This is a genomic window from Inquilinus ginsengisoli, assembly GCF_050434925.1.
In the GTDB taxonomy this organism is placed as follows: Bacteria; Pseudomonadota; Alphaproteobacteria; order DSM-16000; family Inquilinaceae; genus Inquilinus; species Inquilinus ginsengisoli_B.
Genome location: NZ_JBNDJK010000001.1, coordinates 7,698,071 through 7,721,064, shown reverse-complemented (window position 1 = coordinate 7,721,064; position 22,994 = coordinate 7,698,071). Strand labels below are relative to the sequence as shown.

General features: G+C 68.7%; 20 protein-coding genes. 15 read left to right on the top strand and 5 right to left on the bottom strand.

The annotated features are described in order from the left end of the window. The first annotated feature begins 98 nt into the window (after positions 1–98). Both QFZ27_RS36130 and QFZ27_RS36125 read left to right on the top strand, forming a co-directional pair. Positions 99–1,124 carry a calcium-binding protein gene (locus QFZ27_RS36130; protein ID WP_429231590.1) on the top strand — a complete coding sequence of 342 codons (1,026 nt, stop codon included), beginning with the start codon at positions 99–101 and terminating at the stop codon, positions 1,122–1,124. Then, positions 1,069–1,593 carry a M10 family metallopeptidase C-terminal domain-containing protein gene (locus tag QFZ27_RS36125; RefSeq protein ID WP_429232525.1) on the top strand — a complete coding sequence of 175 codons (525 nt, stop codon included), beginning with the start codon at positions 1,069–1,071 and terminating at the stop codon, positions 1,591–1,593. The genes QFZ27_RS36130 and QFZ27_RS36125 overlap by 56 nt, the downstream gene beginning before the upstream one ends. 39 nt (positions 1,594–1,632) lie before the next feature. Here the strand turns inward: QFZ27_RS36125 and QFZ27_RS36120 are convergent, their stop codons facing one another. Beyond that, positions 1,633–2,334 (bottom strand): response regulator, encoded by a 702-nt coding sequence (locus QFZ27_RS36120; RefSeq protein ID WP_429231588.1) that lies wholly within the window; start codon positions 2,332–2,334, stop codon positions 1,633–1,635. Between the two features lie 138 nt (positions 2,335–2,472). On the opposite strand from QFZ27_RS36120, the gene QFZ27_RS36115 reads away from it, so the two are divergent. The 8 genes from QFZ27_RS36115 to QFZ27_RS36080 all read left to right on the top strand — a co-directional run bounded on the left by QFZ27_RS36115 (position 2,473) and on the right by QFZ27_RS36080 (position 11,652). After that, the gene (locus tag QFZ27_RS36115; RefSeq protein WP_429231586.1) at positions 2,473–5,304 is read left to right on the top strand and encodes an ATP-binding protein; all 2,832 of its coding nucleotides are present in this window, start codon (positions 2,473–2,475) and stop codon (positions 5,302–5,304) included. Then, positions 5,301–6,059 (top strand): response regulator, encoded by a 759-nt coding sequence (locus tag QFZ27_RS36110; RefSeq protein ID WP_429231584.1) that lies wholly within the window; start codon positions 5,301–5,303, stop codon positions 6,057–6,059. Before QFZ27_RS36115 ends, QFZ27_RS36110 begins: the two co-directional genes overlap by 4 nt. Positions 6,060–6,176: 117 nt before the next feature. Next, a complete protein-coding gene (locus tag QFZ27_RS36105) occupies positions 6,177–6,863 on the top strand; it encodes an N-acetylmannosamine-6-phosphate 2-epimerase (protein ID WP_429231582.1) in 687 nt (228 codons plus the stop codon). 35 nt (positions 6,864–6,898) lie between these two features. Beyond that, positions 6,899–8,224, top strand: coding sequence for an ABC transporter substrate-binding protein (locus QFZ27_RS36100; protein ID WP_429231581.1), 1,326 nt, complete (start codon positions 6,899–6,901; stop codon positions 8,222–8,224). Then, positions 8,224–9,126 carry a carbohydrate ABC transporter permease gene (locus QFZ27_RS36095; RefSeq protein ID WP_429231579.1) on the top strand — a complete coding sequence of 301 codons (903 nt, stop codon included), beginning with the start codon at positions 8,224–8,226 and terminating at the stop codon, positions 9,124–9,126. The genes QFZ27_RS36100 and QFZ27_RS36095 overlap by 1 nt, the downstream gene beginning before the upstream one ends. Further along, entirely contained in the window at positions 9,123–9,944 is an 822-nt protein-coding gene (locus QFZ27_RS36090; protein ID WP_429231577.1) for a carbohydrate ABC transporter permease, read from the top strand. Before QFZ27_RS36095 ends, QFZ27_RS36090 begins: the two co-directional genes overlap by 4 nt. A gap of 9 nt (positions 9,945–9,953) precedes the next feature. Further along, positions 9,954–10,799 (top strand): MurR/RpiR family transcriptional regulator, encoded by an 846-nt coding sequence (locus QFZ27_RS36085; protein WP_429231576.1) that lies wholly within the window; start codon positions 9,954–9,956, stop codon positions 10,797–10,799. After that, the gene (locus tag QFZ27_RS36080; RefSeq protein WP_429231574.1) at positions 10,789–11,652 is read left to right on the top strand and encodes an N-acetylmannosamine kinase; all 864 of its coding nucleotides are present in this window, start codon (positions 10,789–10,791) and stop codon (positions 11,650–11,652) included. The genes QFZ27_RS36085 and QFZ27_RS36080 overlap by 11 nt, the downstream gene beginning before the upstream one ends. A 15-nt stretch (positions 11,653–11,667) precedes the next feature. Here QFZ27_RS36080 and QFZ27_RS36075 read toward each other — a convergent pair whose 3' ends face one another. Then, positions 11,668–12,873, bottom strand: coding sequence for an MFS transporter (locus QFZ27_RS36075; protein ID WP_429231572.1), 1,206 nt, complete (start codon positions 12,871–12,873; stop codon positions 11,668–11,670). Between the two features lie 165 nt (positions 12,874–13,038). On the opposite strand from QFZ27_RS36075, the gene QFZ27_RS36070 reads away from it, so the two are divergent. Continuing rightward, on the top strand, positions 13,039–13,977 hold the full coding sequence (locus QFZ27_RS36070; protein WP_429231570.1) for a cupin domain-containing protein: 939 nt from the start codon (positions 13,039–13,041) through the stop codon (positions 13,975–13,977). On the opposite strand, the gene QFZ27_RS36065 is transcribed toward QFZ27_RS36070, so the two are convergent. Then, on the bottom strand, positions 13,959–15,032 hold the full coding sequence (locus QFZ27_RS36065) for a tartrate dehydrogenase (protein WP_429231568.1): 1,074 nt from the start codon (positions 15,030–15,032) through the stop codon (positions 13,959–13,961). The genes QFZ27_RS36070 and QFZ27_RS36065 overlap by 19 nt on opposite strands. Before the next feature lie 173 nt (positions 15,033–15,205). Here QFZ27_RS36065 and QFZ27_RS36060 point away from each other — a divergent pair, with 173 nt between their 5' ends. The 3 genes from QFZ27_RS36060 to QFZ27_RS36050 all read left to right on the top strand — a co-directional run bounded on the left by QFZ27_RS36060 (position 15,206) and on the right by QFZ27_RS36050 (position 18,179). After that, entirely contained in the window at positions 15,206–15,916 is a 711-nt protein-coding gene (locus tag QFZ27_RS36060; protein ID WP_429231566.1) for a transcriptional regulator NanR, read from the top strand. A gap of 308 nt (positions 15,917–16,224) precedes the next feature. Continuing rightward, positions 16,225–16,554: a hypothetical protein gene (locus QFZ27_RS36055; protein WP_429231564.1), complete on the top strand. Its 330-nt coding sequence runs from the start codon at positions 16,225–16,227 to the stop codon at positions 16,552–16,554. Positions 16,555–16,769: 215 nt separating this feature from the next. After that, entirely contained in the window at positions 16,770–18,179 is a 1,410-nt protein-coding gene (locus QFZ27_RS36050) for an adenylate/guanylate cyclase domain-containing protein (RefSeq protein WP_429231562.1), read from the top strand. 35 nt (positions 18,180–18,214) lie between these two features. On the opposite strand, the gene QFZ27_RS36045 is transcribed toward QFZ27_RS36050, so the two are convergent. Together QFZ27_RS36045 and QFZ27_RS36040 are read right to left on the bottom strand one after the other, a co-directional pair. Continuing rightward, the gene (locus QFZ27_RS36045; RefSeq protein ID WP_429231560.1) at positions 18,215–18,655 is read right to left on the bottom strand and encodes a response regulator; all 441 of its coding nucleotides are present in this window, start codon (positions 18,653–18,655) and stop codon (positions 18,215–18,217) included. Between the two features lie 187 nt (positions 18,656–18,842). Beyond that, positions 18,843–19,232, bottom strand: coding sequence for a response regulator (locus tag QFZ27_RS36040; protein ID WP_429231558.1), 390 nt, complete (start codon positions 19,230–19,232; stop codon positions 18,843–18,845). A gap of 218 nt (positions 19,233–19,450) precedes the next feature. On the opposite strand from QFZ27_RS36040, the gene QFZ27_RS36035 reads away from it, so the two are divergent. After that, positions 19,451–22,981 carry a chemotaxis protein CheB gene (locus QFZ27_RS36035; protein ID WP_429231556.1) on the top strand — a complete coding sequence of 1,177 codons (3,531 nt, stop codon included), beginning with the start codon at positions 19,451–19,453 and terminating at the stop codon, positions 22,979–22,981. Positions 22,982–22,994: the final 13 nt, after the last annotated feature.

Genomic DNA, 22,994 nt, shown 5'->3' with positions numbered 1-22,994 from the left:
AGGGTCCAGAGCTCGCGACACGGCTGAAACAGCCGCGCCACGGCCATGAAACATCCCGGGTTTCTAGTGCGCTCGCCGAACAAACCCAGGAGGTTACAATGGCACAGAAGAAGGCGGGCGGTTCGCCGATCCACGGCAACGCCGATTTTACGGGATGGGCGACGCTTCCCGTCCATGGAACCGCGGGGGCGGACAAGCTCACCGGCGGCGGCCTCGACGACAGTCTCTACGGTTATGGAGGCGACGATGAACTGTCCGGCGGCAGCCGCAACGACAGGCTCGATGGCGGCGCCGGTCTCGACGAGATCTATGGCGGCGCCGGTGAGGACCTCATCGATGGCGGTGCCGACGCCGACCATATCTATGCGGGTTCCGGCAACGACCTGATCCGCGGCGGCGTCGACGGCGACCACCTGGATGGTGGCGCCGACACGGATACGGTGTCCTACGAGGACGTGGCAGGGGGCGTGAAGGTCGATCTGGCCAAGGGAACCGCACAGAGCCGAACCGATGGCGGGTCGCAGGATACGCTTGTCGGCATCGAGACCATCATCGGCTCGAGCAGCGGCGGCGATACTCTATCCGGGAACCAGGCCGCCAATGTCATCAAGGGGCTCGGCGGGAGCGACCAGCTGTCCGGGCAGGGCGGTTCCGATACGCTCCATGGCGGTACCGGCGGCGACACCCTGCACGGCGGAGACTTTGCCAATGACGATACCGCCACCGCGGACGCGCTGGGCGACGGGAACGATCTCCTCTATGGGGAGGCGGGCGATGACTGGCTGACCGGCGGGTTCGGCGACGACACGCTCTATGGTGGTGCCGACAACGACTACCAGACCGGCGGCCTCGGCCGCGACATGCTCTCTGGCGGGGCCGGCGACGATTGGCTCTTGGGCGGACAGGGCGCGGACCATGTCGACGGCGGCTCGGGGATCGACGGGGCTTCCTACACGTCTTCCCGCTCTGGAGTCGCGGTGAACCTGTCGACCGGCGTTGCCTATGAGGGCGCGGACGTCGATTTCCTTTTCGGTATCGAAAAAGTAAACGGCGGATTCTACGGGGACGATCTCCACGGCGGACGGGGCCGCCAACCGGCTCAACGGGTGGGGCGGCAACGATGAGCTCTACGGCAAGGCCGGCAATGATGTCCTCATCGGCGGCGCCGGACGGGATCGGCTGGTCGGTGGGGGCGGAGCGGACGATCTTTACGGCAACCTTCATGACAGCGGCCATTACGAGAACGTGATGTCCGGAGACGTCTTCGCCTTCCTGAGCACCAGCGATTCCACGGTCATCGGGATGGACGTGATCCACGACTTCAACCGTGGCCATATCGGGGCTCCGGGGCAGCCGTCGGAACCGGGCGACAGGATCGACCTCTCGGCGATCGACGCGAACACGGCGGCGACGGGCAATCAGGCCTTCGCCTTCGTCGGCGACCAGGATTTCACGGCCGCCGGTCAGGTCCGCTACCACTTCAGCGGCGGCAATACTTATGTCGCGGCGAATATCGGCGGCAGCCTGGCGGCTGAGTTCCTGCTCGAGATCGAGGGCATCGTCAACCTCAACGCGTCGGACTTCATCCTGTGATGCGAACGCCGGGCACCGGGGTTGCCGCGTGCCCGGCGGTCATCCGTTGAAGATATAGCCGACGCCGCGCACCGTGCGGATCAGCGCAGGCCCGCGCGGGTCCACCTCGAGCTTGCGCCGCAGGCGCATGATCCGGCCGTCGATGCTGCGATCATAGGGGTCTTCCGCCCGTCCGGGCGCCAGCTTCAACAGGTCCTCTCGCGAGAGCACGCGGCCGCGGTGGGTGACGAAGGCGACCACGAGATCGAGTTCCGTCGACAGCAATTCGACCGGCACCCCGTCCTCGCCGAGGAGCTGGTATGTCGCGAGATCGAGGCGGTAGGGGCCGAAACGGCCGTCCGCTTCCCGGGCGGAAACGAGGGCGGCGCGGCGGCGCAGGACGGCCGACACCCGGGCCGCAAGTTCCTCCAGGTCGAAGGGCTTCGTGACATAGTCGTCCGCCCCTCCTTCGAGGCCGACGACACGGTCGATCAGCGACCCCGCGGCGGTCAGCATGATGATGCCGAGGGAGTGCTGCTCCCGCAGAAACCGCGCCAGCTCGAACCCGCTCTCGCCGGGGAGGGACACGTCGAGCAGGGCCACTTCCGATCCCGGCGCATACCCGTCCTCCGCCAGCAGGCGGCGGAATTCCCGGCCGTCCCCGGCCTCGCGGACCCGGTATCCCAATCTGGCGAAGTGCTCGCGAAGCATGCCCCTGAGCGGTGCTTCGTCATCGACGACGATCAGGCCCGGCGTGTCCATCCCCCAACGCTCCCGCCAACGGCCGTCGCTTCCGGTCGATGCACCGCGACGGCATCGAATTGAAACCGTCCGGCCGCAGTATGGCAAGATCTTGACCGGGTCATGTGCCGGCGCGCTGACCGATCGGGAGGGGGACGGATGAATAACGGGACGGACGGGCCTCCGGTGCAAGGCGGCCCGCGGCAGTCGACGGAAACGACGTTCGGCCGTGGCGTCCGAGGACTGGCTCGACGCTCGGCTCTCCTGATCCTGGCTCCTTTGCTGCCGCTCCTCCTGTTCATCGGGTTCCTTGCCGCGCAACTCTATGCGGATCAACGCCGGACGGTGCTCGCCGACATCGCCAGCCAGACCGGTGACCAGCGCGCTGCGCTCGAAACGCTTCTCGACGCACCGAGCACTCACGTGCAGCGCCTGGCCGCGTTCATCGCCGACCGGCTTGCCGACGGCGTGCCGCGCGGGCCTTCGCCGATGCGGTCCGTCATCCGCCGGTCCGTCCAGCCGATCGGCGGCGCGGCGATCGACGGCTATTTCACCGAGCATCTGGCGACCGAGCAGGGCGCGCGGGGGATCGGCTTCGTCATGGCGGAACCGAGGCTGATCGACGAGCTCGCCCCGCGCTACGGAGAGGTCGACGCAGTGCTCGACCTGCTGGAGCCGATCCGGCTCGGGCATCTCACCTCGCCCTATCTGCAATGGACGTACTTCTTTTCCGAGAGCCGCCAATTCGCGGTGCTCTATCCACCTTTCCCGTCGGCCGAGGTCTTGGCCAATTCGGTCGCGGGGGGCGCTCGACGCATCGAGGACATCCTTGCCGACTGGAACGACTACGACATCTTCCGCCTGGGCACGCCCGACACAAACCCGGAGCGCAAGCTATATTGGACGAAGCCCTATCTCGACGCCGCCGGCGCCGGCTGGATGGTGAGCCACGGCGTCCCGGTCTATGCCGCCGATCGCTTCCTCGGCGTCATCGGCACCGATGTCGTGCTGCGGCACTTCGAGACTCTTCTCGCGGGGCTGTCCCAGGCGCCGGGCACCGTGGCGGTCGTCAACGCGGAAGGTCAGGTCCTTGCCATGCGCGGGGCCGACGCGCCGCCGTCCCAGGCACCCTGGCCGATCGCCGCAATTCTTCCGGAGGACGCCGCGCGGCTGCCGCTCGCGGACATCTTGGCGCCATCGGAGGGTTTTCGATCGGTCGCCGGCGTGAACCTCCTGGTGCAGAAGGCCGGCGCCGAGCCGTTCTGGCTGGTCCACAGCATCCGGGAGCCGGAGCTCCGCACCGCGCTTCTCGCCCGCCTCGCTCCGAGCGGCGTGGTGCTGCTGGGCGTGATCGCCAGCCTGGCCGTCGCCGTTCTGGTCCTCTCCCGCTATCTGGTCCGGCCCGGTCTGATGCTCGTGCGGCACAGCCAACGGCGTATCGAGGAGCGCGAGGCCGAATACCGGGCCCTGATCGAGACACAGACCGAGTTCGTGGTCCGCTTCCAGCCGGACAGCCGTGTGCTTTTCGCCAACCAGGCCTTCTGCCGGCACGTCGGAATGGGCCGGGACGAGATGATCGGCGAGATTCTGACAGATCACATCACGATCGAGCCGGAGGACGAGGCCCGTCTGCATGAGGCCGTCGCAAATCTGACGCCGGAGAAGCCGACGATGCTGTTGGAACTGCGCGTCACCCAGTCCGACGGGCGGATCTGCGACGAGGAATGGGTCGAGACGGGAATTTTCGATGCCGACGGTCGGCTGCAGGTGATCCAGGCCGTCGGCCGCGACGTCACCGAGCGCAAGGAGACTGCGAGGGCCCTCGAGCGCCAGCGCGAAGCGCTTCATCAGAGCGAAAAGCTTGCGGCGTTGGGATCCCTGCTCGCCGGCGTCGCCCACGAACTCAACAATCCGCTTTCCGTCGTGATCGGCTATTCGCAGATGCTCGTCGAGCTGGCGCCGGATGCGGCGACGCGGGAGCGTGCATCGCACGTCCATGCGGCCGCGGACCGCTGCGGCCGGATCGTGAAATCGTTCCTCGCAATGGCCCGCGCCAAGCCGCCCGAGCGGCGGCGCCTGTTCATCGGCGATGTGATCTCCGATGCGCTGACTCTCGCAAACTATGCGCTGCGAACCCACTCGGTGAAGGTCACCTGCGACGTCCCCGACGACCTCGCATCCGTGAACGGCGACCGTGACCAGCTTCATCAGGTCTTCGTCAATCTCGTCGTCAACGCCCAGCAGGCGCTGGCCGCCAACCTCGGTCCGCGGCAACTCACGATTTCCGCGCGCACCGAGGGGGCGGGGGTGGTCGTGGAGGTGACGGACAATGGCCCGGGCATGACGGAGGAGGTACGGCGTCGGGCGTTCGAGCCCTTCTTCACGACCAAGCCGCAGGGCGTCGGCACCGGAATCGGGCTTTCCGTCAGCCGCGGCATCATCGACGCGCATGGCGGGGCGCTGGAACTGACGAGCGCACCCGGATGCGGCGCCACCTTCACCGTGCGGATCCCGGCGGCCTCAGGGCTTCATGTCGTGGACGACGCGGAGCACGACCTGTTGCTGGAGGGGCCTGTCGAGGGGCAACTGCTGGTGGTCGACGACGAGGAAGAGATAGCCGAGTTGATTGCGGATCAGCTCGCGCGCGATGGGCTGATCGTCGATGTCGCGACCAACGGCCAGGTTGCCCTCGATCTGGTTCGGGCCCGCGCCTACGACCTCCTGATCGTCGATCTCCGGATGCCGGACATGGACGGTCCGCAGCTGATCAGCCGACTGAAACGGGTCGCACCGGCATTGCTGTCGCGCGTGATCGTCGTGACCGGCGATGCGCTTGCTGGAGAGCTCGATGCGGTGGTCTCCACCCACGGCTTTCCCGTTCTCGAAAAGCCGCTCGACCTCGACATGTTGAAGCGCGAGGTCAGGCGCAAGCTTCTCTCGGCCGCTTCCGAGCCTGAGGACCGAGGAATCCACGAGGCCCACGCGTCATGACGCCCGCCCAGCCGCATGTGATCGTGGTCGATGACGAAGCAGGGCTTCGTGCGCTCCTGGCCGATTATCTGTCGCTGAACGGCGTGTCGGTCCGGACGGCCGACGGCGGAGCGGCACTCGACGCCTGTCTCGCGGAGGCCCCGGCCGACATCGTCGTCCTTGACCTCAACATGCCGGAGGAAGGCGGTCTGGCGATCGCGCGGCGCCTCCGCGGCGCCGGCAGCGATATCGCCATCATCATCCTCACGGCCGCGGCGGAGCGGGGTGCCAGGCTCGAGGCATTTGGGCTCGGGATCGACGATTACGTCGCGAAGCCGTTCGAGCCGCGGGAACTGCTGGCACGAATTCGCAGCGTAATGAGAAGGCTCTCCAGCCGTCCGGGCAAGCCTGCCGCGCGGCGCGTGCCGGTCGGAACGCATCTCTACGACTTCGACGCCAAGTCCCTCGTCGATTCCGCCGGGAAGCAGGTCGGGCTCACGACACGCGAATGCGAAATGCTCGAAGCGTTCCTTCGCCATCCGCGTCAGCCCCTTTCGCGTGAACGCCTGTCCTGGCTCGCCCATGGCGAAGCCCTGGAAGCGGGAACCCGCAGCATCGATCTCAGGGTGATGCGCCTGCGCCGAAAGATAGAGGCCCACCCCGACGCTCCGCGGCTGGTACGCACCGTCCCAGGCGAAGGCTATCTGTTCGACCCGAGCGGCGGGTTGGGAGCGGAGAACGTCTTCCTCCTCCGGAGCGAAGGTCGGAGGAATTGATCGCGCAGCCTATCTCTGGCTGAAAAGGCCGCGCGGCCATCATGCCTGAAGGTGAAGAAATTTTTCATCTGGCTATTTATCTTGATGAAAATAACCAATCATCATTAGCATGACGGCATGACCGATGCCGCCCACGTCCTTGCCGTCCTCGACCGCCTGCGCGGCCGATTGATCGTGTCCTGCCAGCCGGTGGGGGGCGGGCCGCTCGACCGCACCGAATTCGTGGTGGCGCTGGCCCGGGCCGTGGTCGGCGCCGGCGCCGCCGGCCTGCGGATCGAGGGGGTGGAACGGGTCGCCGCGGTCTGCCGCATCGCCGGGGTGCCGGTAATCGGCATCGTCAAGACCGCCCTGGCCGACAGCCCGGTGCGGATCACGCCGCACCTCGCCGATGTCGACGCGCTGGCCGAGGCCGGCGCCGAGATCATCGCCTTCGACGCCACCCACCGCATCCGCCCGGCCACAGTGGGGGCGCTGGTGGCCCGCATCCACGGCCATGGCCGCATCGCCATGGCCGATGTCTCGACCCGGGCGGAGGGCCGGGCGGCGGCGGCGGCCGGCGCCGACATCGTCGCCTCGACCCTCGCCGGCTATGTCGCCGGGCCGGAGCCGACCGAGCCCGACCTGGCCCTGGTCGCCGACCTCGCCGCGGACGGCTTCACCGTGATCGCCGAGGGCAATGTGCGGACGCCGGAGCATGCCGCCTCGGCCCTGGCCGCGGGGGCGCATGCCGTGGTCGCCGGCTCGGCCATCACCCGGCCGGAACATGTGACGCGCTGGTTCCTCGAGGCCCTCGGCACGGGCTGAGGGGCTCCTTCACCAAAACAAACAGGGGGCAAACCATGACGAATATCCTGCGCAAGACCCTGCTGGCCGGGCTGGCCCTGTCGGCGTTCTCCTCCGCCGCCATGGCGGGCGAGGTCACGCTGCTGTTCTGGCCGGGGCCGGAAAGCGAGGCGATGCAGAAGGTCCTGGATGCCTACAATGCCGGGCCGGGCCAGGCCGACGGCGTCACCGTCAAGCAGCTGCTGTTCAGCCGCCAGGGCTATTTCGAGAAGGAGCAGGCGGATCTGGCCGCGGGGTCGAGCGAGTTCGATCTGGCGTTGGTCACCACCTACACGCTCGGCCGCTACGCCCCCTATCTCGACCCGATCGACGCCCAGGTCCCGGCCGAGGCCAAGGCCGCCTTCGCGCCGGTGGCGCTGCAGTCGCTGACCCTGGACGGCAAGCTGTACGGCGTGCCGACCGACATCTCGGTGCATTTCCTCTACTACCGCAAGGACCTGGTCGACCGACTGCTGTCCGACCCGGAGTGGCAGAAGCGCTACGTCGCGATCGCCAAGGAGAAGCTCGGCCGCGAGATGCAGCCCAAGGCGCCGGACGACTGGAGCTGGGACGACTGGATCGCCGCCGCCCTGTTCTTCAGCGCCGCCGACAACCCGGACAGCCCGACCCGCTTCGGCACCGTGCTGCAGATGAAGAACCTGATCTTCAACGTGATGCTGTGGCAGGCGACGCTGGTATCCAATGGCGGCGACTGGCTGGCCGACGGCAAGCCGGCGATCGACAGCCCGGCCGCGCGCACGGGGCTGCAGGTCTACAAGACCCTGATCGACGCCAAGGCGACGCCGCCGGGGTCGATCAGCTACGAGTATCCGGAGGCCAACGCCGCCTTCCAGGCCGGCCAGGCGGCCACCATGCTGCAGTGGAACGCGGCCTTCAACGAGCTGAACGACCCGGCGAAGTCGCCCACGGTCGCCGGCAAGATCGGCCTGGCCCCGCTGCCGGCCGGCAGCGCCGGGCACAAGAGCCACGTCCACTCCCTCGGCATCGGCCTGAACAAGGCCTCGAAGAACAAGGCCGACGCCGGCAAGGTCGTGGCCTGGCTGGCGACCAAGGACGCGATGACGGTCTACGCCCAGGCCGGCGGCACCCCGCCGGTGCCGGAGATCCTGAAGGCGATGGCGGCGAACCGGCCGGAATTCCCGCTGGTCGGCGATTTCGTCGACCGCTACGGCTTCGTCGTCACCGGCGGCACCGCCGCCTATGCCGTGCCGGTCTATGAGGTGCTGGCGGAGAAATTCTCCGCCTTCTGGGCCGGGCAGCTCGACCTCGACACCGCGCTGAAGCAGGCGGCCGAAGGCATGGCCGAGCGGATCAAGGGCTGATGGCGCCCATGACGGCGGGAGCCAGGGCCGGGCGCCGGCCCTATGAGGGGCGCTGGGACGGGCTGTGGCTGCTCGGGCCGCTGCTGCTGTTCCTGGCGCTCCTGCTCGGCTTCCCGGCCGTCGCCAACCTGGTCTACAGCCTCAGCGAGGTGCGCTTCACCGGCCTGTGGTCGCCGCGCTGGGTCGGGCTCGACAATTACGCGACGGTGCTGGCCGACCCGGCCTTCTGGGGTGCGGTCGGCTTTTCCGCCCGCTTCGCCGTGGTGGTCACCGCGGTGCAGCTGGTGCTCGGCTTCGCCCTGGTGCTGGCGCTCGACCCGCTGATCGCGAAGCGCCGCTGGCTGATGGCGTTCCTGCTGCTGCCGATGATGGTGTCGCCGGCGCTGCTGGGCGTGATGTACCGGCTGATGCTGAACGACTTCGTCGGCGTCATCCCGCAATACCTGCAGCTGGTCGGGTTCAGCGGCAACCTGCTGGGCGTCGACTGGGCCTTCACCACCGTCGCGGTGATCGAGGTGCTGCAATGGACGCCCTTCGCCTTCCTGGCGCTCTTGACCGCCTACCAGGCGATCCCGGGCGACCTGGTGGAGGCGGCGCGGATCGACGGCGCCGGGTCCTGGGCGGTGTTCCGCCGCATCACCCTGCCGCTGATGGTGCCGGCCTTGGCGATCACCGGCTTCATCCGCTTCATCGACAGCTTCCGGGTGTTCGACCACATCTATGTGCTGACCGGCGGCGGCCCCGGCACGCTGACCCAGAGCCTGTCGATCTACATTTACCGCACCTTCTTCCAGCAGGATCGGATCGGCCCCGCCGTCGCCGCCTCGATGCTGCTGCTCCTGGCCTCGATCGTGGTGCTGCGCCTGCTGATGGCGCAGATGCTGAGGGGATCGCGGGGATGACGCGCCTCGTCTCAGGCCTGCGCTGGGCCGTCTTCCTGCTGGCGGTCCTCATCCTCAACATCCCGGTCATCGTCACGCTGCTGACCTCGCTGAAGACGACGCTCGACATCAACGCCTATCCGCCGGTCTGGCTGTTCGCGCCGACGCTGGAGCATTACGGCACGGTGCTGACCGACCGGTCGCTGGACTTCCCGCGCTACCTGATGAACTCGACCGTGATCGCGCTCGGCGGCACGGTGCTGGCGCTCGGGCTCGGCGTGCCGGCCGCCTACGCCATGGCCCGGCTGGGGAAGGGGACGACGACCATCCTGCCGGTGGTCACCAACTTGCGGGCCCTGCCGCTGGTGATCTTCGCCATCCCCTTCTACCTGCTGTACCAGGCGCTGGGCCTGCTCGACACCCGGCTCGGCCTCGCCTTGATCTCCTGCATCATCAACCTGCCGCTGGCGCTGATCCTGTTGGTCGGCTTCCTGCAGGACCTGCCGCAGGAGATCGAGGAGGCGGCGCGGGTCGACGGCGCGTCGACCTTCGCCGTGCTGCGGCACATCGTGCTGCCGCTGGCCCGGCCGGTGCTGGTCGCGGTCGCCATCCTCAGCTTCATCTACAGCTGGAACGAGTTCCTGTTCGGCCTGATCCTGACCACCCGCAACGCCGTGCCGGTGACGGTCGGCGCCACCTTCTTCATCACCTCCTGGGGCGTGAAATGGGGCGCCACCGCCGCGGCGATGATGCTCAGCGTGCTGCCGCCGCTCTTGCTCGGCCTGGTCAGCTACCGCTATCTCGGCCGGGCGATGCTGGCCGGCGCGGTGAAGGGGTAGGATGGAACCATGAGCGAGACCTCGACCCTCGGGCGCAAGGTGCTGGCCAGCCTGCGCGCCGCCAATCCCGGCCTGTCGCCGGCTTTGGGCCGGATCGGCGACTATGTGCTCGAAGGGCCGGAGCGGGTGCTGTCGCAGACCGTGACCGAGCTGGCCGAGGCCTCCGGCTCCTCCGAGGCCTCGGTGATCCGCTTCTGCCGCGAGCAGGGCTTCCCCAGCTTTCAGGGCTTCAAGCTGGCGCTGGCCACCGAACTGGCCTCGGCCCAGCCGGCGCGGGCGGAGGAGGCGGGGCGGCACGCGCTGTTCCGCATCGTCGACCGCGCGGTCGACGCGCTGCGCCAGACCGAGGATCTCTTGGAGCCGGCGGCGGTGGAACTGGTGGCCGACCGGCTGCGCGCGGCGCGGCGGGTGCTGGTGTTCGGCGTCGGCGCTTCGGCCATCACCGCGCGCTACGCCCAGTACAAGCTGGCCCGGGTCGGGCTGCAGGCGGTGGCGCATGACGACCCGCACATGGCGGCGATGGCGACCGCGGCGCTGGGCGACGGCGACGTGGCGCTGGCCGTCTCCAGCTCGGGCTCCACCCTCGACGTCGTCCGCGCCGCCACGCTGGCGAAGGAGGCGGGCGCCTTCCTGGCGGCGATCACCAACCGCACCAAGAGCCCGCTGACCGCCCTGGCCGATGTCGTGCTGTTGGCCTCGACGTCGGAGACGCCGCTGACCGGCGGCGCGCTGGCCTCGAAGATAAGCCAGCTGGTGATCGTCGACATGCTGTTCGAGACCATCGCCGACCGCGACCCCGCCGCCCGCGACGCCATCCGCCGCACCGCGCAGAGCGTGACCGACCGTGGGTATTGAGCCCGCCGTCACCGTCGTCGATCTCGGCGGCACCAAGATCGCCGCCGCCCGGGTGGCCGGGGCCAGGGTGCTGGAGCGGCGCCAGGCGGCCACCCCGCGCGACGGCAAGTTCGAGAGCCTGGTCGAGGCCGTCGTCGCCCTGGTGGCGGGCTGGGCCGACGGGCCGGTCGGCATCGCCACCACCGGCCTGGTGCGGGACGGCAAGCTGTCCGCCACCAACCCCGGCACCCTGCCGGTGCCGCCGGACTCGCCGCTGGTCGCGGCGCTGCAGGACCGGCTGGGCGTGCCGGTGCGGGCGGTCAACGACGCCCAGGCCGCGGCCTGGGGCGAGTTCCGCCACGGCGCCGCGCGGGGCGTCGGCTCGATGGTGTTCCTGACCGTGTCGACCGGGGTCGGTGGCGGTCTCGTGTTGGACGGGAAGTTGCGGGTCGGGCCGGGCGGGCTGGCCGGGCATCTCGGCCATGTCGTGGCGGTGCCGGACGGACCGCTCTGCGGCTGCGGAAGGCGCGGCTGCGTCGAAGCTGTCGCTTCCGGCCGTGCGCTGGCCGTCATGGCGACCGCCGAATTCGGAGAGGAGATGGACGCGCCGGCTCTGTTCCGGCGGGCGGACCCGACCGCAACAGTGCTGATCGACCGCGCCGCCGCCGCCATCGCCCGGCTGCTCTCAGACCTGAAGGCCGCACTGGACCTCGACCTCGCGGTGATCGGCGGCGGCGTCGGCCTGGCGGACGGGTTCCTCGGCCGGGTCGAGCATGCGCTGGCGGCCGAGCCGCGGCAGTTCCGACTGCCACTGCGCCCGGCCGCTTTGGGTCACGATGCGGGGTTGATCGGGATGGCCGACCTGCTGGGCTGACCAGCCCCGCTGTTCTCAGGCCGCCGCCGCGGCCGTCCGCGGCCGGATGCCGGCCGTGATCATCGCCGCGGCCACCAGCAAGACCAGACCGGCACCGGTGAACACGCCCAGCGCGCCGCTGACGTCGAAGATGGCGCCGCCGGCCGCGGCCCCGGTGGCAATCGCCAGCTGCACCGCCGCGACCAGCAGGCCGCCGGCGCTTTCCGCCTCGTCGGGAACCGTGCGGGTCAGCCAGGTCGACCAGGCCACCGGCACCGCGCCGAAGGCCACGCCCCACAGGGCGACCATCGCCGTGTTCGCCACCGGCGCGCCGCCGCCCACCGCCACCAAGCCGAGCCCGAGGATGCCCATGGTCAGCGGCATCAGCATCATGGTCAGGCGCATGCTGCGCTCGAGCAGGATGCCGCCCAGGAAGGTGCCCAGGAAGTTGGCGATGCCGAAACCCAGCAGGATGCCCGACACGCCGGTGATGCCGACGCCGGTCACCGTCTCCAGGAACGGCCGGATATAGGTGAAGAAGGCGAAATGCCCGGTGAACACCAGCAGCACGGCCAGCATGCCGAAGCCGACCTGCGGCCGGGCCAGCACATCGACCAGGGTGCGCAGCCGGGTCGTGCCGCTCGGCGCCATCCGCGGCAGCGTCGCGAACTGCACCGCCAGGGCCAGCAGCCCCAAGACAGCCGCGATCAGGAACACGCCGCGCCAGCCGATGATGTCGCCGAAATAGCTGCCGAGAGGCGCAGCCGCGACGGTCGCGGCGGAGACGCCGCTGAACAGCAGCGACAGGGCGCGGGGCACCAGCGCCTCCGGCACCAGCCGCATCACCGTCGCAGCCGACATGGTCCAGAATCCGCCCAGCGCCACGCCCAGCACCACCCGCGCCAGCAGCAGGGCGGGCAGGCCGGGGGCGAAGGCGACCAGCAGGTTCGACACCGTCAGCAGGATCGAGAAGGCCAGCAGCACGATACGCCTGTCGATCCGCCGGGTCACAGTCGAGACCAGCAGGCTGGTCACCAGCGCCACCACCGCGGTCGCCGTCACCGCCTGGCCGGCCAGGCCCTCGCTGACACCGAGATCCGCCGCCATCGGCGTCAGCAGGCTGGCCGGCAGGAACTCCGCCGTCACCAGCCCGAACACGCCCAGCGTCATCGAGACGACCGCGCCCCAGGCCGGCTCCTCCCGCGCCGGCGCCACGCCCGTCCGCTGTGTTCCCTCACTCATGGGGATCGTCCTTTGAAGAGGTTTTGCTGTGCAGTGCAGCGGAAGATAGGGTGGACTCTCCGGACGATCCATGTCAGACACTCCGGAATGCTTGATCATTCGTCCGAATTGCGTTCCGCTCCGCGGGGACCCTCGGCTGATCTCGTCAGTGAGCTGCTGCTGGGCATGCGCCTGTTCGGCGTGAACTACCGCCGCATCGCGCTGGTTCCGCCCTTTGGCATCGGCTTCGGCACCGTCGAGAACCGGGCCCAGTTCCATTTCGTCGCCCGCGGCCCGGTGGTGCTGCGCACCGCCGACGGCACGCTCCACACCCTCGGCTCCGGCGACGCCGTGCTTCTGCCGCGCGGCGGCCCGCACGAGCTGCTCTCCGGGCCGGACCAGGCCAGCCGCGACATCTCCACCTTCGAGACCAAGACGCTGTGCAAGAGCGTTGCGGTGATCCGGTCCTGCCCGGAGGGCTGCGAGCCGGGCTCGGGCATGCTGATCTTCAGCGGCTGCATGGAGTTCGACCTCGGCGGCATGCACCCGCTGGTGGCGTTGATGCCGGAGGTGATGCTGGTCGGCACGCTGCTCGACCGTCACCCCGAGATCCTGCCGATGCTCGAGGCCATGGCGCGCGAGGCCTGCGACGAGCGCGCCGGCTTCGCCGCGATCCTGGCGCGGCTGGCCGATGTCGTCTCCGCTTCGATCGTCCGCGGCTGGGTCGAATGCGGCTGCGGCGACGCCAAAGGCTGGATCGAGGCGCTGCGCGACCCGCGTCTGGGCCGGGTCATCGCCGCCATGCACCGCGACCCCGGCCGGGACTGGACGGTGGCCGAACTGGCGGCGGAGATGGGCGCCTCGCGCTCGGTCTTCGCCGAGCGCTTCCTGGCGGTCACCGGCCTGACCCCGCTGCGCTACGTCGCCGATCTGCGGATGCGCCTGGCCGCGCAGTGGATCGGCCGCGACCGGATGCCGATCGAGGCCGCGGCCCACCGCCTCGGCTACGGCTCGCAGGCCGCCTTCAGCCGGGCCTTCAAGCGCGTGGTCGGCCGGTCCCCCGGGGCGGTCCGCACCGCCCCCGCCGGCACCGCGGCCGCCAACGATCAGACGTTCGAGCTGTAGATCGCGTCGACCACCGCGTCGGTGACCTCTTTCGTGGTGGCGGTGCCGCCGACATCCGGGGTCAGGATCCCGGCCGCGGTCACCTGCTCGACCGCCCGCATCAGCCGCCCGGCCGCTTCGGCCTCGCCGAGATGCTCCAGCATCTGCGCCGCGGTCCAGAAGCTGGCCACCGGGTTGGCGATGCCCTTGCCGGTGATGTCGAAGGCCGAGCCGTGGATCGGCTCGAACATCGACGGGAAGCGCCGCTCCGGGTCGATGTTGGCGGTCGGCGCCACGCCCAGGCTGCCGGCCAGGGCGCCTGCCAGGTCGGACAGGATGTCGGCATGCAGGTTGGTGGCGACGACGGTGTCGATGCTCTGCGGCTTCAGCGTCATCCGCACCGTCATGGCGTCGACCAGCATCTTGTCCCAGGTGACATCGGGGAACTCCCCCGCGACCTCGGCCGCGATCTCGTCCCACATCACCATGCCGTGGCGCTGGGCGTTCGACTTGGTGACGACGGTCAGCAGCTTGCGCGGCCGCGCCTGCGCCAGCCGGAAGGCATAGCGCATGATCCGGGTGACGCCGACCCGGGTGAAGATCGCGACCTCGGTGCCGACCTCCTCCGGCAGGCCGCGATGGGCGCGCCCGCCATGGCCAGAATACTCGCCCTCGGAGTTCTCGCGCACGATCACCCAGTCCAGGTCGCCAGGCCCGGCATGGCGCAGCGGCGAGGTGATGCCGGGCAGGATCCGGGTCGGCCGGACATTGGCGTACTGATCGAAGCCCTGGCAGATCGGCAGCCGCAGGCCCCACAGCGTGATGTGGTCCGGCACGTCGGGCGCACCGACCGCGCCGAAATAGATCGCGTCGAACGGCTTCAGGATCGCCAGCCCGTCCGCCGGCATCATCGCGCCGTGCTTCTTGTAGTAGTCCGAGCCCCAGTCGAAGCTGGTGACGGTGAACCGGATGTAGCCGAGCCGCTGCTGCAGCGCCTCCAGCACCGTGATGCCGGCGCCGATCACCTCGGGGCCGATGCCATCGGCGGGGATGGCGGCGATCGCGTGTTCGCGCATGAGCGGGTCTCCAGGATCCAGATGCGCTATCCTTGCCCGACGAAGGCGCCGCGGCCAGCGTGGCGACGGCGACAGGACGACGCGGCCGACGATGCCGGCAGGCGGTTTCGATGGTATGATCATCGTTCCAGAACGGCCGCAGCGTCGAGCGGTCCAGGCAGGAGCTTCAACTGGTGCGGGATTCGGCCGAACCCATCGTCCGCCGGAAGCTGTGGCACGAGGTCTTCGATCGCCTGAGGACCATGATCACTCGCGGTGAGCTGGCGCCGGGCGACGCCATGCCGTCGGAGCGCGACCTGATGGACCGCTTCGGCGTCGGCCGCCCGGCGATCCGCGAGGCGATGCAGGCTCTGGCCAATATGGGCCTGATCACCATCAGCCATGGCGAGCGCGCCCGGGTGCGGCAGCTGACGGCGAAGTCGCTGTTTCAGCAGGTCGACCTGTCCGCCCAGTTCCTGCTCTCGGCCTCGCCGGACAGCCTCGAGCATCTGAAGCAGGCGCGCCGCTTCTTCGAGCGCGGCATGGTGCGTGAGGCGGCGGAGAAGGCAGCGGACGCCGACATCGCGGGGCTGGAGGAGACGCTGCGCGACCAGAGCGGCAAGCTTGACGACCCCGCCGCCTTCATCGCCGCCGACATGCGCTTCCACAGCCGGATCGCGGCGATCTCCGGCAACCCGATCTTCGAGGCGGTCAGCGAGGCGATGCTGGGCTGGCTGCGCGAATACCACACCGAGATGCTGATCTGGACCGGCAAGCAGAACGTCACCTTGGCCGAGCACCGCGAGATCCTCGACCACATCCGCCGCCACGACCCGGATGCCGCCGAGGCGGCGATGATCCGCCACCTCGACCGGTCGGCGGTCCTGTACGCGCATCACGGGTAGGGAGCCGGACCAGACTGCCTGGTCCGGCTGAAGCGCCATACCTGACCACCCGGTCGGCATCCCATCCCGATGACGCCGTCCGTTTCCAGTCCGGTCAAGCTACACGCAAGCGCCGCGCCACCGACACCATCGTATAGTTTCGTGACGGTGAGGACTCGGGCACGATTCATGTGTTGCCGCGCTTTGCCCGCGCTGCTCCGCAGGGCCTCAGCCTTTATCATTTGAGGCGGCCGTATTGCTCACTGCGCAATGGGGCCTACCTGGCTAGTCGTCGACCTCGAAGATCACCAGAGACCTTGGAGAAGAAGATGATCAAACTATTCGTTGCGCTTTCAGCGGTGGCGCTCCTCGGGCTGACCGGAGGATGCGCTGAGCAGAGGATACCCACGGCACAGGCCGGCGGGACCGGCGGCTGCGAGCAGGTCGGGACGACCGGGTGCAAGCCGGATCCGTCTTTTGGCCACAACGCACAGGTGGGCTGCGAGCAGGTCGGAACCACCGGATGTAAGCCGGATCCTGCCTTTGGCCGCCAGGCACAGGTGGGCTGCGAGCAGGTCGGGACGACCGGCTGCAAGCCGGATCCGTCATTCGGGCGCAATCGTCCCCAGCCCCCCGTTATGCCGCCGATCACGCAGTAATAACCACTAGCAGGCCGGTGCTCGACAGCGGTCATTACCGAGACTGTAATGACCGCGTCTCGCCCTTTACGGCAGACATGATGTCCGCTCTTGTCCGCTCTTGTCCGCTTGCGGCCGAACCCGGCCGGTCGGCGGATCGGAGCGAGTCCGAGATGGCGACCCGAAGCGCCGCCAACGCCTTAGCGTTTTCTTCGAATTCGGCGTAAAATCGCGCCATGAGCGAAACCCAGGCCCTGTTCGCGGCCCTGCGGCAGCTGGCCGACGGCGAGGCCGTGGCCGCGGTGGAGCGGCTGGTGCAGGACGGGCCGGACCGGGCGCTTTGCCGCATCAACGTCTTCGACTTCGCGGCCGAGACCGGGATCGATGTCGAACGCGTCATCGCCGTGTTCCTGCACGCCTCGCGCCTCGGGCTGTTCGAGCTGTCCTGGAACGTGCTGTGCCCCGGCTGCGGCGGCGTCCTCGACGCCGGCACCACGCTGAAGTCCCTCGACCACGACGAGTACCACTGCGCCCTCTGCGCCGCCGGCTACGAGGCCACGCTCGACGAAATGGTGGAGGTGGCCTTCACCGTCAGCCCGCGGGTGCGCCGGATCGGCGCCCACGACCCCGACACGCTGCCGCCGGTGGAATATTGCCGCCAGTTGTTCTGGGGCTCCGGCATCGATCTGCCGGCGAATTTCGAGCAGCTGATCGAGGACATCACCCTCGACTTCGTCGAGCTGCCGGCCGGCGAGAAGGCGCTGCTGTCGCTGCAGCTGCCGGCGGAGTTCCTGATCGCCTTCGACCCGGTCAGCCATGCGACCCAGTTCCTCGATGTGAAGGGCGAGCCCACGCGCGACCGTCAGTCGCTCAGCTTCATCATCGATCCGGTGCACCGGCTGAACGAGACCGTCGTACTGCGGCCCGGACCGCTGCGCCTGTCGGTCGAGAACCGCACCAATCGCCGGGTGCTGGCCGGGATCTGGATCGCCGGGCACGCGCTGCACGAACTGCTGGGCCGGCGCAAACCGTTCCTGACCGCCAAGCGCCTGCTCACCAACCAGACCTTCCGCGACATCTACCGGACCGACACGCTGGACGTCGACCAGCGGCTCAAGATCACCAGCATGACCTTCCTGTTCACCGATCTGAAAGGGTCGACGGCGCTGTATGAGCGGGTCGGCGACCTGGCAGCCTTCGACCTGGTGCGGGCCCATTTCCGCGTGCTGCACGAGATCGTCGCGGCCGAGGCCGGGGCCGTGGTCAAGACCATCGGCGATGCCGTGATGGCCACCTTCCCGACCCCCGACCGAGCGGTGGCCGCCGCGCTGCGCATGCGCGACGCCATGGGCCGCCTCAACGACGCCCATGCCAGCAGCGAGGACCTGGTGCTCAAGATCGGCATCCACGAGGGGCCGTGCCTCGCGGTGGCGCTGAACGAGCGGCAGGACTATTTCGGCCAGACCGTCAACATCGCCGCCCGCGTGCAGGCCCTGGTGAATTCCCGTGCCATCTTCGCCACGGAGCCGGTGGTGACGGATTCCGGCACCGCCAGGCTGCTGCAGGCCAGCGGCATCGAGCCGGTGGCCCAGCGCCACACGCTGCGCGGCATCGAGGCCGAGGTGACGCTGTACGAGATCCCGTAAGGTCCGGGACCGAAGCGCCGGCCGTCGGCCGGGCTTCACCCGTTGAGCAGCGCCTGCACCGCGTCCAGCAGGGCGGGCTGGGACACCGGCTTGCGCAGCACTGCCTCGGCCGGCATGTGCTCGATCTGCTGGTCGCTGTAGGCGGTCATGAAGCAGAACGGGATCCGACGCCGCCACAGGATCTCGACCACCGGATAGACCCGCAGCCCGCGGCGCAGCCGCACGTCCAGAAGCGCGCCGTCGAGCTGCTGCGTCTCGGCCAGCGCGATCGCCGCGTCGAGCGTCCCGACCGGGCCGACCGGGTCCAGCCCCATGGCGTAGATCGCCTGTGCCACGTCGTCGGCCAGCAGCACCTCGTCCTCGACGATCAGGATCCGCTTCGCCGCGCCGTCGCGGCGGACGGGGTGGGCCCAGCTGAACATGGCGGCGGAGGCGATGTCCGCTCCATGCTCCACGAAGGACATCCCAGCTTGCATCTGTGGTTCTCCACCCTGAACTTGATAAACGCTAAGGTAATTATTCTTATATTTATTATAGTACGATCGGTCTTGATTTGAAAGACGGTCGTTTATTAACAACGGATAGAATACAATGGGCAGATCGGGTGCGGCTCGGCCTGATCGGCAGGCCAGCTGAGCCGAAGCATCGGCGTCCTGCTCCGCGTCAATCGCTGTGGACGGGCTCGGGCGCAGGACGGGCGGAGACCAGCCGGGCGACGCAGTGCTCCAGATCGGTCTGATCGAAGGGTTTGCGCAGCAGCCTCTCGCCGGCGCAATCCGGGTCGATCTCGGTGTCGCGATACGCCGTCGTCAGCACCAGCGGGATGCCGCGGCGGCGCAGGATCCCGACAACCGGATAGACCCGCTCGCCGTGCTGCAGATGGACGTCGAGGATGGCGGCCGACAAGTCTTCGGTCTCGGCCAGCTGCAGGGCGCTCGGCAAGTCGCCGATCGGGCCGACAACCTCATGGCCCAGAGTCCGGACAGTCTCCTCGATCAGCATCGCCACGAGGAACTCGTCTTCGACGATCAGGATTCGGGCGGAGGGGGACATCCTTGCGCCTTCGTTTTGCAGTTGCCTCACCTTGGCAACAGGCCGGAAGGGTGTAGTGTTACCCTTTGTCGTATATTCGGCCGGGCGATACCCAATCCCGATTGGCCGGATCATGAATTTCCGACCGTCGCCCGAACGGAGATCGTAGCGTGCCGACCCGCGCCAAACCCGCCGCCGCCGGCCGGACCGACCGCCGCTTCCCTTCCAGGCGAGCATCGATGCGTCCGAAGCCGCCTGCAAGCGCTTCCTCGACTTCGTCGGCGCGGCTGATCGTGGCGATGGGCGCGTCGGCCGGCGGGCTGGAGGCGTTCGAGCGCTTCTTCCTGCACATGCCGTCCGATAGCGGCATGATCTTCGTGGTGGTGCCTCATCTCGACACGCACCACAAGAGCGCGATGGCGGAGCTGCTGGCGCGGTACACCCGGATGCCGGTGATCGAGATCACGGACCGGATGGCGGCGGCGGCGGACCGCATCCATGTCATCCCGCCGAACGCGACCCTGACCATGCAGGGCGACAGCTTCCGACTCCGGACGCCGCGCAGCCACAGCTCCACGATCGACCCCTTCTTCCTGTCGGTGGCGAAGCAGCATGGCGATCAGGTCGCGGGGATCATCCTGTCCGGCAGCGGCAGCGACGGATCGCTCGGCCTGAGGGCGATCAAGGAGAATGGCGGGCTGACCATGGCCCAGGCCGGCGAGACCTCCCGCTACGACAGCATGCCGCGCAGCGCCATCGCCACCGGCCTGGTCGACTTCATCCTGCCGGTGGAGGAGATGCCGGCACAGCTGGTCCAGTACGCCCGGGACCTGGCCCGGTCGAAGGCCGACGGGGCGGTGCCGTCCCTGCAGCAGGCCCGGCGTCACCTGGTGCAGATCTTCACCCTGCTGCGGGCCGGCACCGGGCATGATTTCAGCCAGTACAAGAACAGCACCTTCATCCGCCGGGTCCAGCGCCGGATGCATGTGGCGCAGGTCGCCGCGCTGGCCGATTACGTCGAGCTGCTGCGCCGCGAGCCGCGGGAGGTCGAGGCGCTGTTCCGGGACCTGCTGATCGGGGTTACCCAGTTCTTCCGGGACGCCAAGGCCTTCGAGATTCTCGAACGCGACGTCATTCCGAAGCTGCTGGAGCACAAGGGTCCGGACGATCAGGTCCGGGTCTGGGTGCCCGCCTGCGCCACCGGCGAGGAGGCGTATTCGATCGCCATCCTGTTGCGCGAGCGAATGATGAGGACCGACGCCGCCCCGAAGGTCCAGATCTTCGCCACCGACATCGACGACCACGCCCTGGCGATCGCCCGGGCGGGGCTGTACCCGGCAGCGATCAGCGGGACCATGTCGCCGGACCGGCTCGGGAAGTTCTTCATCAAGGAGGACAGCGACTATCGGGTGGCGAAGGAGATCCGCGAGATGTGCATCTTCTCGGTGCACAACGTGATCAAGGACGCGCCGTTCTCGCGGCTCGATCTGATCTCCTGCCGCAACCTGCTGATCTATCTCGACGCGACGCTGCAGAGCCGCGTCCTGCTGCTGTTCCATTTCGCCTTGCGGCATCGTGGCTACCTGTTCCTGGGGCCGTCGGAGAACGTCACCCAGCATCCCAAGCTGTTCACCAAGGTCGACGGCAAGCTCCGGCTGTTCAAGGCGCGGGAGGCGGATGTCGGACGCCAGCCGATCGAGTTCCCGCTGGCCACCTCGATCTACCGCAGCCCGCTGGAGCCGGACCGGCCCCACGGGTCCCTGCCGCCGACGATCCGGGACACCGTGAGCCGCCGGGCGCAGCGCGTCGCCGAGGCTTATGCGCCCGCCTGCTTCGTCGTCGACGACGGCTACGAGATTCTGCATTTCTCGGGACGGACCGGCCGCTATCTGCAGCCGTCGCCCGGCGCCGCCAGCCTGAACCTGTTCAGCATCGTCGACGCCGGACTGCGCCCGGACCTGCGCGCCGTCATCCATCAGGCCGTCACCACCGGCCGCAGGGTGATCCGGGAGAATGCCTCACTGCCGGTCGATGGCGGCTTCCAATCGCTCAACCTGATCGCCGAGCCGCTGGCGACGGGCGATGGCGACGCGAAGTTCTGCATCGTGGTCCTGCAGGAGGTCGGGGCGCCCAAGCCGCTCGGCTCCGTCAATGTCGAACCGGTGTCGGACGCGCAGAAGGACGAGTTCATCCGGCATCTGGAATCGGAGCTGATCGCCACGCGCGAGCGGTTGCAGACCACGATCGAGGAGCTCGAGACCTCGAACGAGGAGATGAAGTCCTCGAACGAGGAGTTCCAGTCGGTCAACGAGGAGCTGCAATCCGCTAATGAGGAGCTGGAGACCTCGAAGGAGGAGCTGCAGTCGGTCAACGAGGAGCTGGAGACCGTCAACGCCGAGCTCAACTCCAAGATCGAGAGCCTCGACCGCGCCATCAGCGACCGCAAGAACCTGCTGGAAAGCACCCAGATCGCGACCCTGTTCCTGGACAACCAGCTGCGGGTCCGCAGCTTCACCCCTGCGATCACCGAGATCTTCCATCTGATCGGCAGCGACGCCGGCCGGCCGATCACCGACATCGTGTCGCGCCTCAGCTATGAGGGATTGCCGCGCGACGTCGGCCGGGTGCTGCGCACCCTGACCCGGCTCGAGCAGGAGGTGGCGCTGTCCGACGGCTCCGCGAGCTACATCATGCGGATCCTGCCGTACCGGACCGTCGACGACGTCATCAACGGCGTCGTCATCACCTTCATCGACATCACCGAGCGCAAGCGCAACGAGGAGTCGCTGGCCCGTCTGGCGGCGATCATCGCCCATTCCCATGAGGCGATCATCGGCACCTCGCCCGACGGCACCATCACCACCTGGAACGCAGGCGCCGAGCGGATGTACGGATACGGCGCAGAAGAAGCGGTGGGGCGCTCCCTGTCGTTCCTCAGCACACCCGAGCAGCCGGGCGAGATGCGCCAGATCTTCGACCGCCTGAAGCGGCCGCCAGGGCAGCCCAGCATCGTCGATACCGAGCGCGTGGCCAAGGACGGGCGGCGGATCTTCGTCTCCTACACCGCCTCGCCGATCCGCAACGAGGCGGGACGGCTGGTCGGGGCGGCGCTGGTCGAGCGCGACACCACCGAACGGCGCCAGGCCGAGCGGCGGCAGCAACTGCTGCTGGCCGAGCTGAACCACCGGGTCAAGAACACGCTGGCCAGCGTGATCTCGATCGCGGCGCGGACCCGGCAGACCAGCGACTCCCTCGACAGCTTCGGCCGGTCCTTCGAGGGACGCCTGCAGTCGCTGGCCGCCGCCCATGAGCTGCTGGCGGAGAACGTCTGGGCCGGGGTCGATCTGCGGCAGCTTCTGGTCGAGGAGCTGAAGCCGTATCATGAAGGCAAGGATCCGCCGGCGTTTTCCGGCGGCGACGTCTTTCTGCCCGCGCGCGCGGCGCTGGTCTTCGCGATGTCGTTGCACGAGCTGGCGACCAACGCCGCGAAATACGGCGCGCTGTCCAGTCCCGGCGGGTCCATCAAGGTCGGCTGGCGCATCGTCAAGGTCGACGGCGCCGCCCTGCTTCGCCTCGACTGGTCGGAGCGCGGCGGCCCCAAGGTCGAGAAGCCGGCCCGCGAGGGCTTCGGGCTCAGCTTCGTCAAGCGCAGCATCGCCTATGAGCTGCACGGGACGGCCGAGCTGACCTTCAAGCCCGGCGGCCTGCACTGCCGGGTCGAGGTGCCGATGTCCGAGCTGCGGCGCGACCCCGAGCCGGCGTCCGGCTGATCGCGGAACGCTC

Bases quoted from the DNA above. Each gene is read 5' to 3' on its own strand.
- QFZ27_RS36130 (WP_429231590.1), top strand. From the start codon at position 99: ATGGCACAGAAGAAGGCGGGCGGTTCGCCGATCCACGGCAACGCCGAT.
- QFZ27_RS36120 (WP_429231588.1), bottom strand. From the start codon at position 2,334: ATGGACACGCCGGGCCTGATCGTCGTCGATGACGAAGCACCGCTCAGG.
- QFZ27_RS36115 (WP_429231586.1), top strand. From the start codon at position 2,473: ATGAATAACGGGACGGACGGGCCTCCGGTGCAAGGCGGCCCGCGGCAG.
- QFZ27_RS36110 (WP_429231584.1), top strand. From the start codon at position 5,301: ATGACGCCCGCCCAGCCGCATGTGATCGTGGTCGATGACGAAGCAGGG.
- QFZ27_RS36105 (WP_429231582.1), top strand. From the start codon at position 6,177: ATGACCGATGCCGCCCACGTCCTTGCCGTCCTCGACCGCCTGCGCGGC.
- QFZ27_RS36100 (WP_429231581.1), top strand. From the start codon at position 6,899: ATGACGAATATCCTGCGCAAGACCCTGCTGGCCGGGCTGGCCCTGTCG.
- QFZ27_RS36095 (WP_429231579.1), top strand. From the start codon at position 8,224: ATGGCGCCCATGACGGCGGGAGCCAGGGCCGGGCGCCGGCCCTATGAG.
- QFZ27_RS36090 (WP_429231577.1), top strand. From the start codon at position 9,123: ATGACGCGCCTCGTCTCAGGCCTGCGCTGGGCCGTCTTCCTGCTGGCG.
- QFZ27_RS36085 (WP_429231576.1), top strand. From the start codon at position 9,954: ATGAGCGAGACCTCGACCCTCGGGCGCAAGGTGCTGGCCAGCCTGCGC.
- QFZ27_RS36075 (WP_429231572.1), bottom strand. From the start codon at position 12,873: ATGAGTGAGGGAACACAGCGGACGGGCGTGGCGCCGGCGCGGGAGGAG.
- QFZ27_RS36070 (WP_429231570.1), top strand. From the start codon at position 13,039: ATGCGCCTGTTCGGCGTGAACTACCGCCGCATCGCGCTGGTTCCGCCC.
- QFZ27_RS36065 (WP_429231568.1), bottom strand. From the start codon at position 15,032: ATGCGCGAACACGCGATCGCCGCCATCCCCGCCGATGGCATCGGCCCC.
- QFZ27_RS36055 (WP_429231564.1), top strand. From the start codon at position 16,225: ATGATCAAACTATTCGTTGCGCTTTCAGCGGTGGCGCTCCTCGGGCTG.
- QFZ27_RS36050 (WP_429231562.1), top strand. From the start codon at position 16,770: ATGAGCGAAACCCAGGCCCTGTTCGCGGCCCTGCGGCAGCTGGCCGAC.
- QFZ27_RS36045 (WP_429231560.1), bottom strand. From the start codon at position 18,655: ATGCAAGCTGGGATGTCCTTCGTGGAGCATGGAGCGGACATCGCCTCC.
- QFZ27_RS36040 (WP_429231558.1), bottom strand. From the start codon at position 19,232: ATGTCCCCCTCCGCCCGAATCCTGATCGTCGAAGACGAGTTCCTCGTG.
- QFZ27_RS36035 (WP_429231556.1), top strand. From the start codon at position 19,451: ATGCGTCCGAAGCCGCCTGCAAGCGCTTCCTCGACTTCGTCGGCGCGG.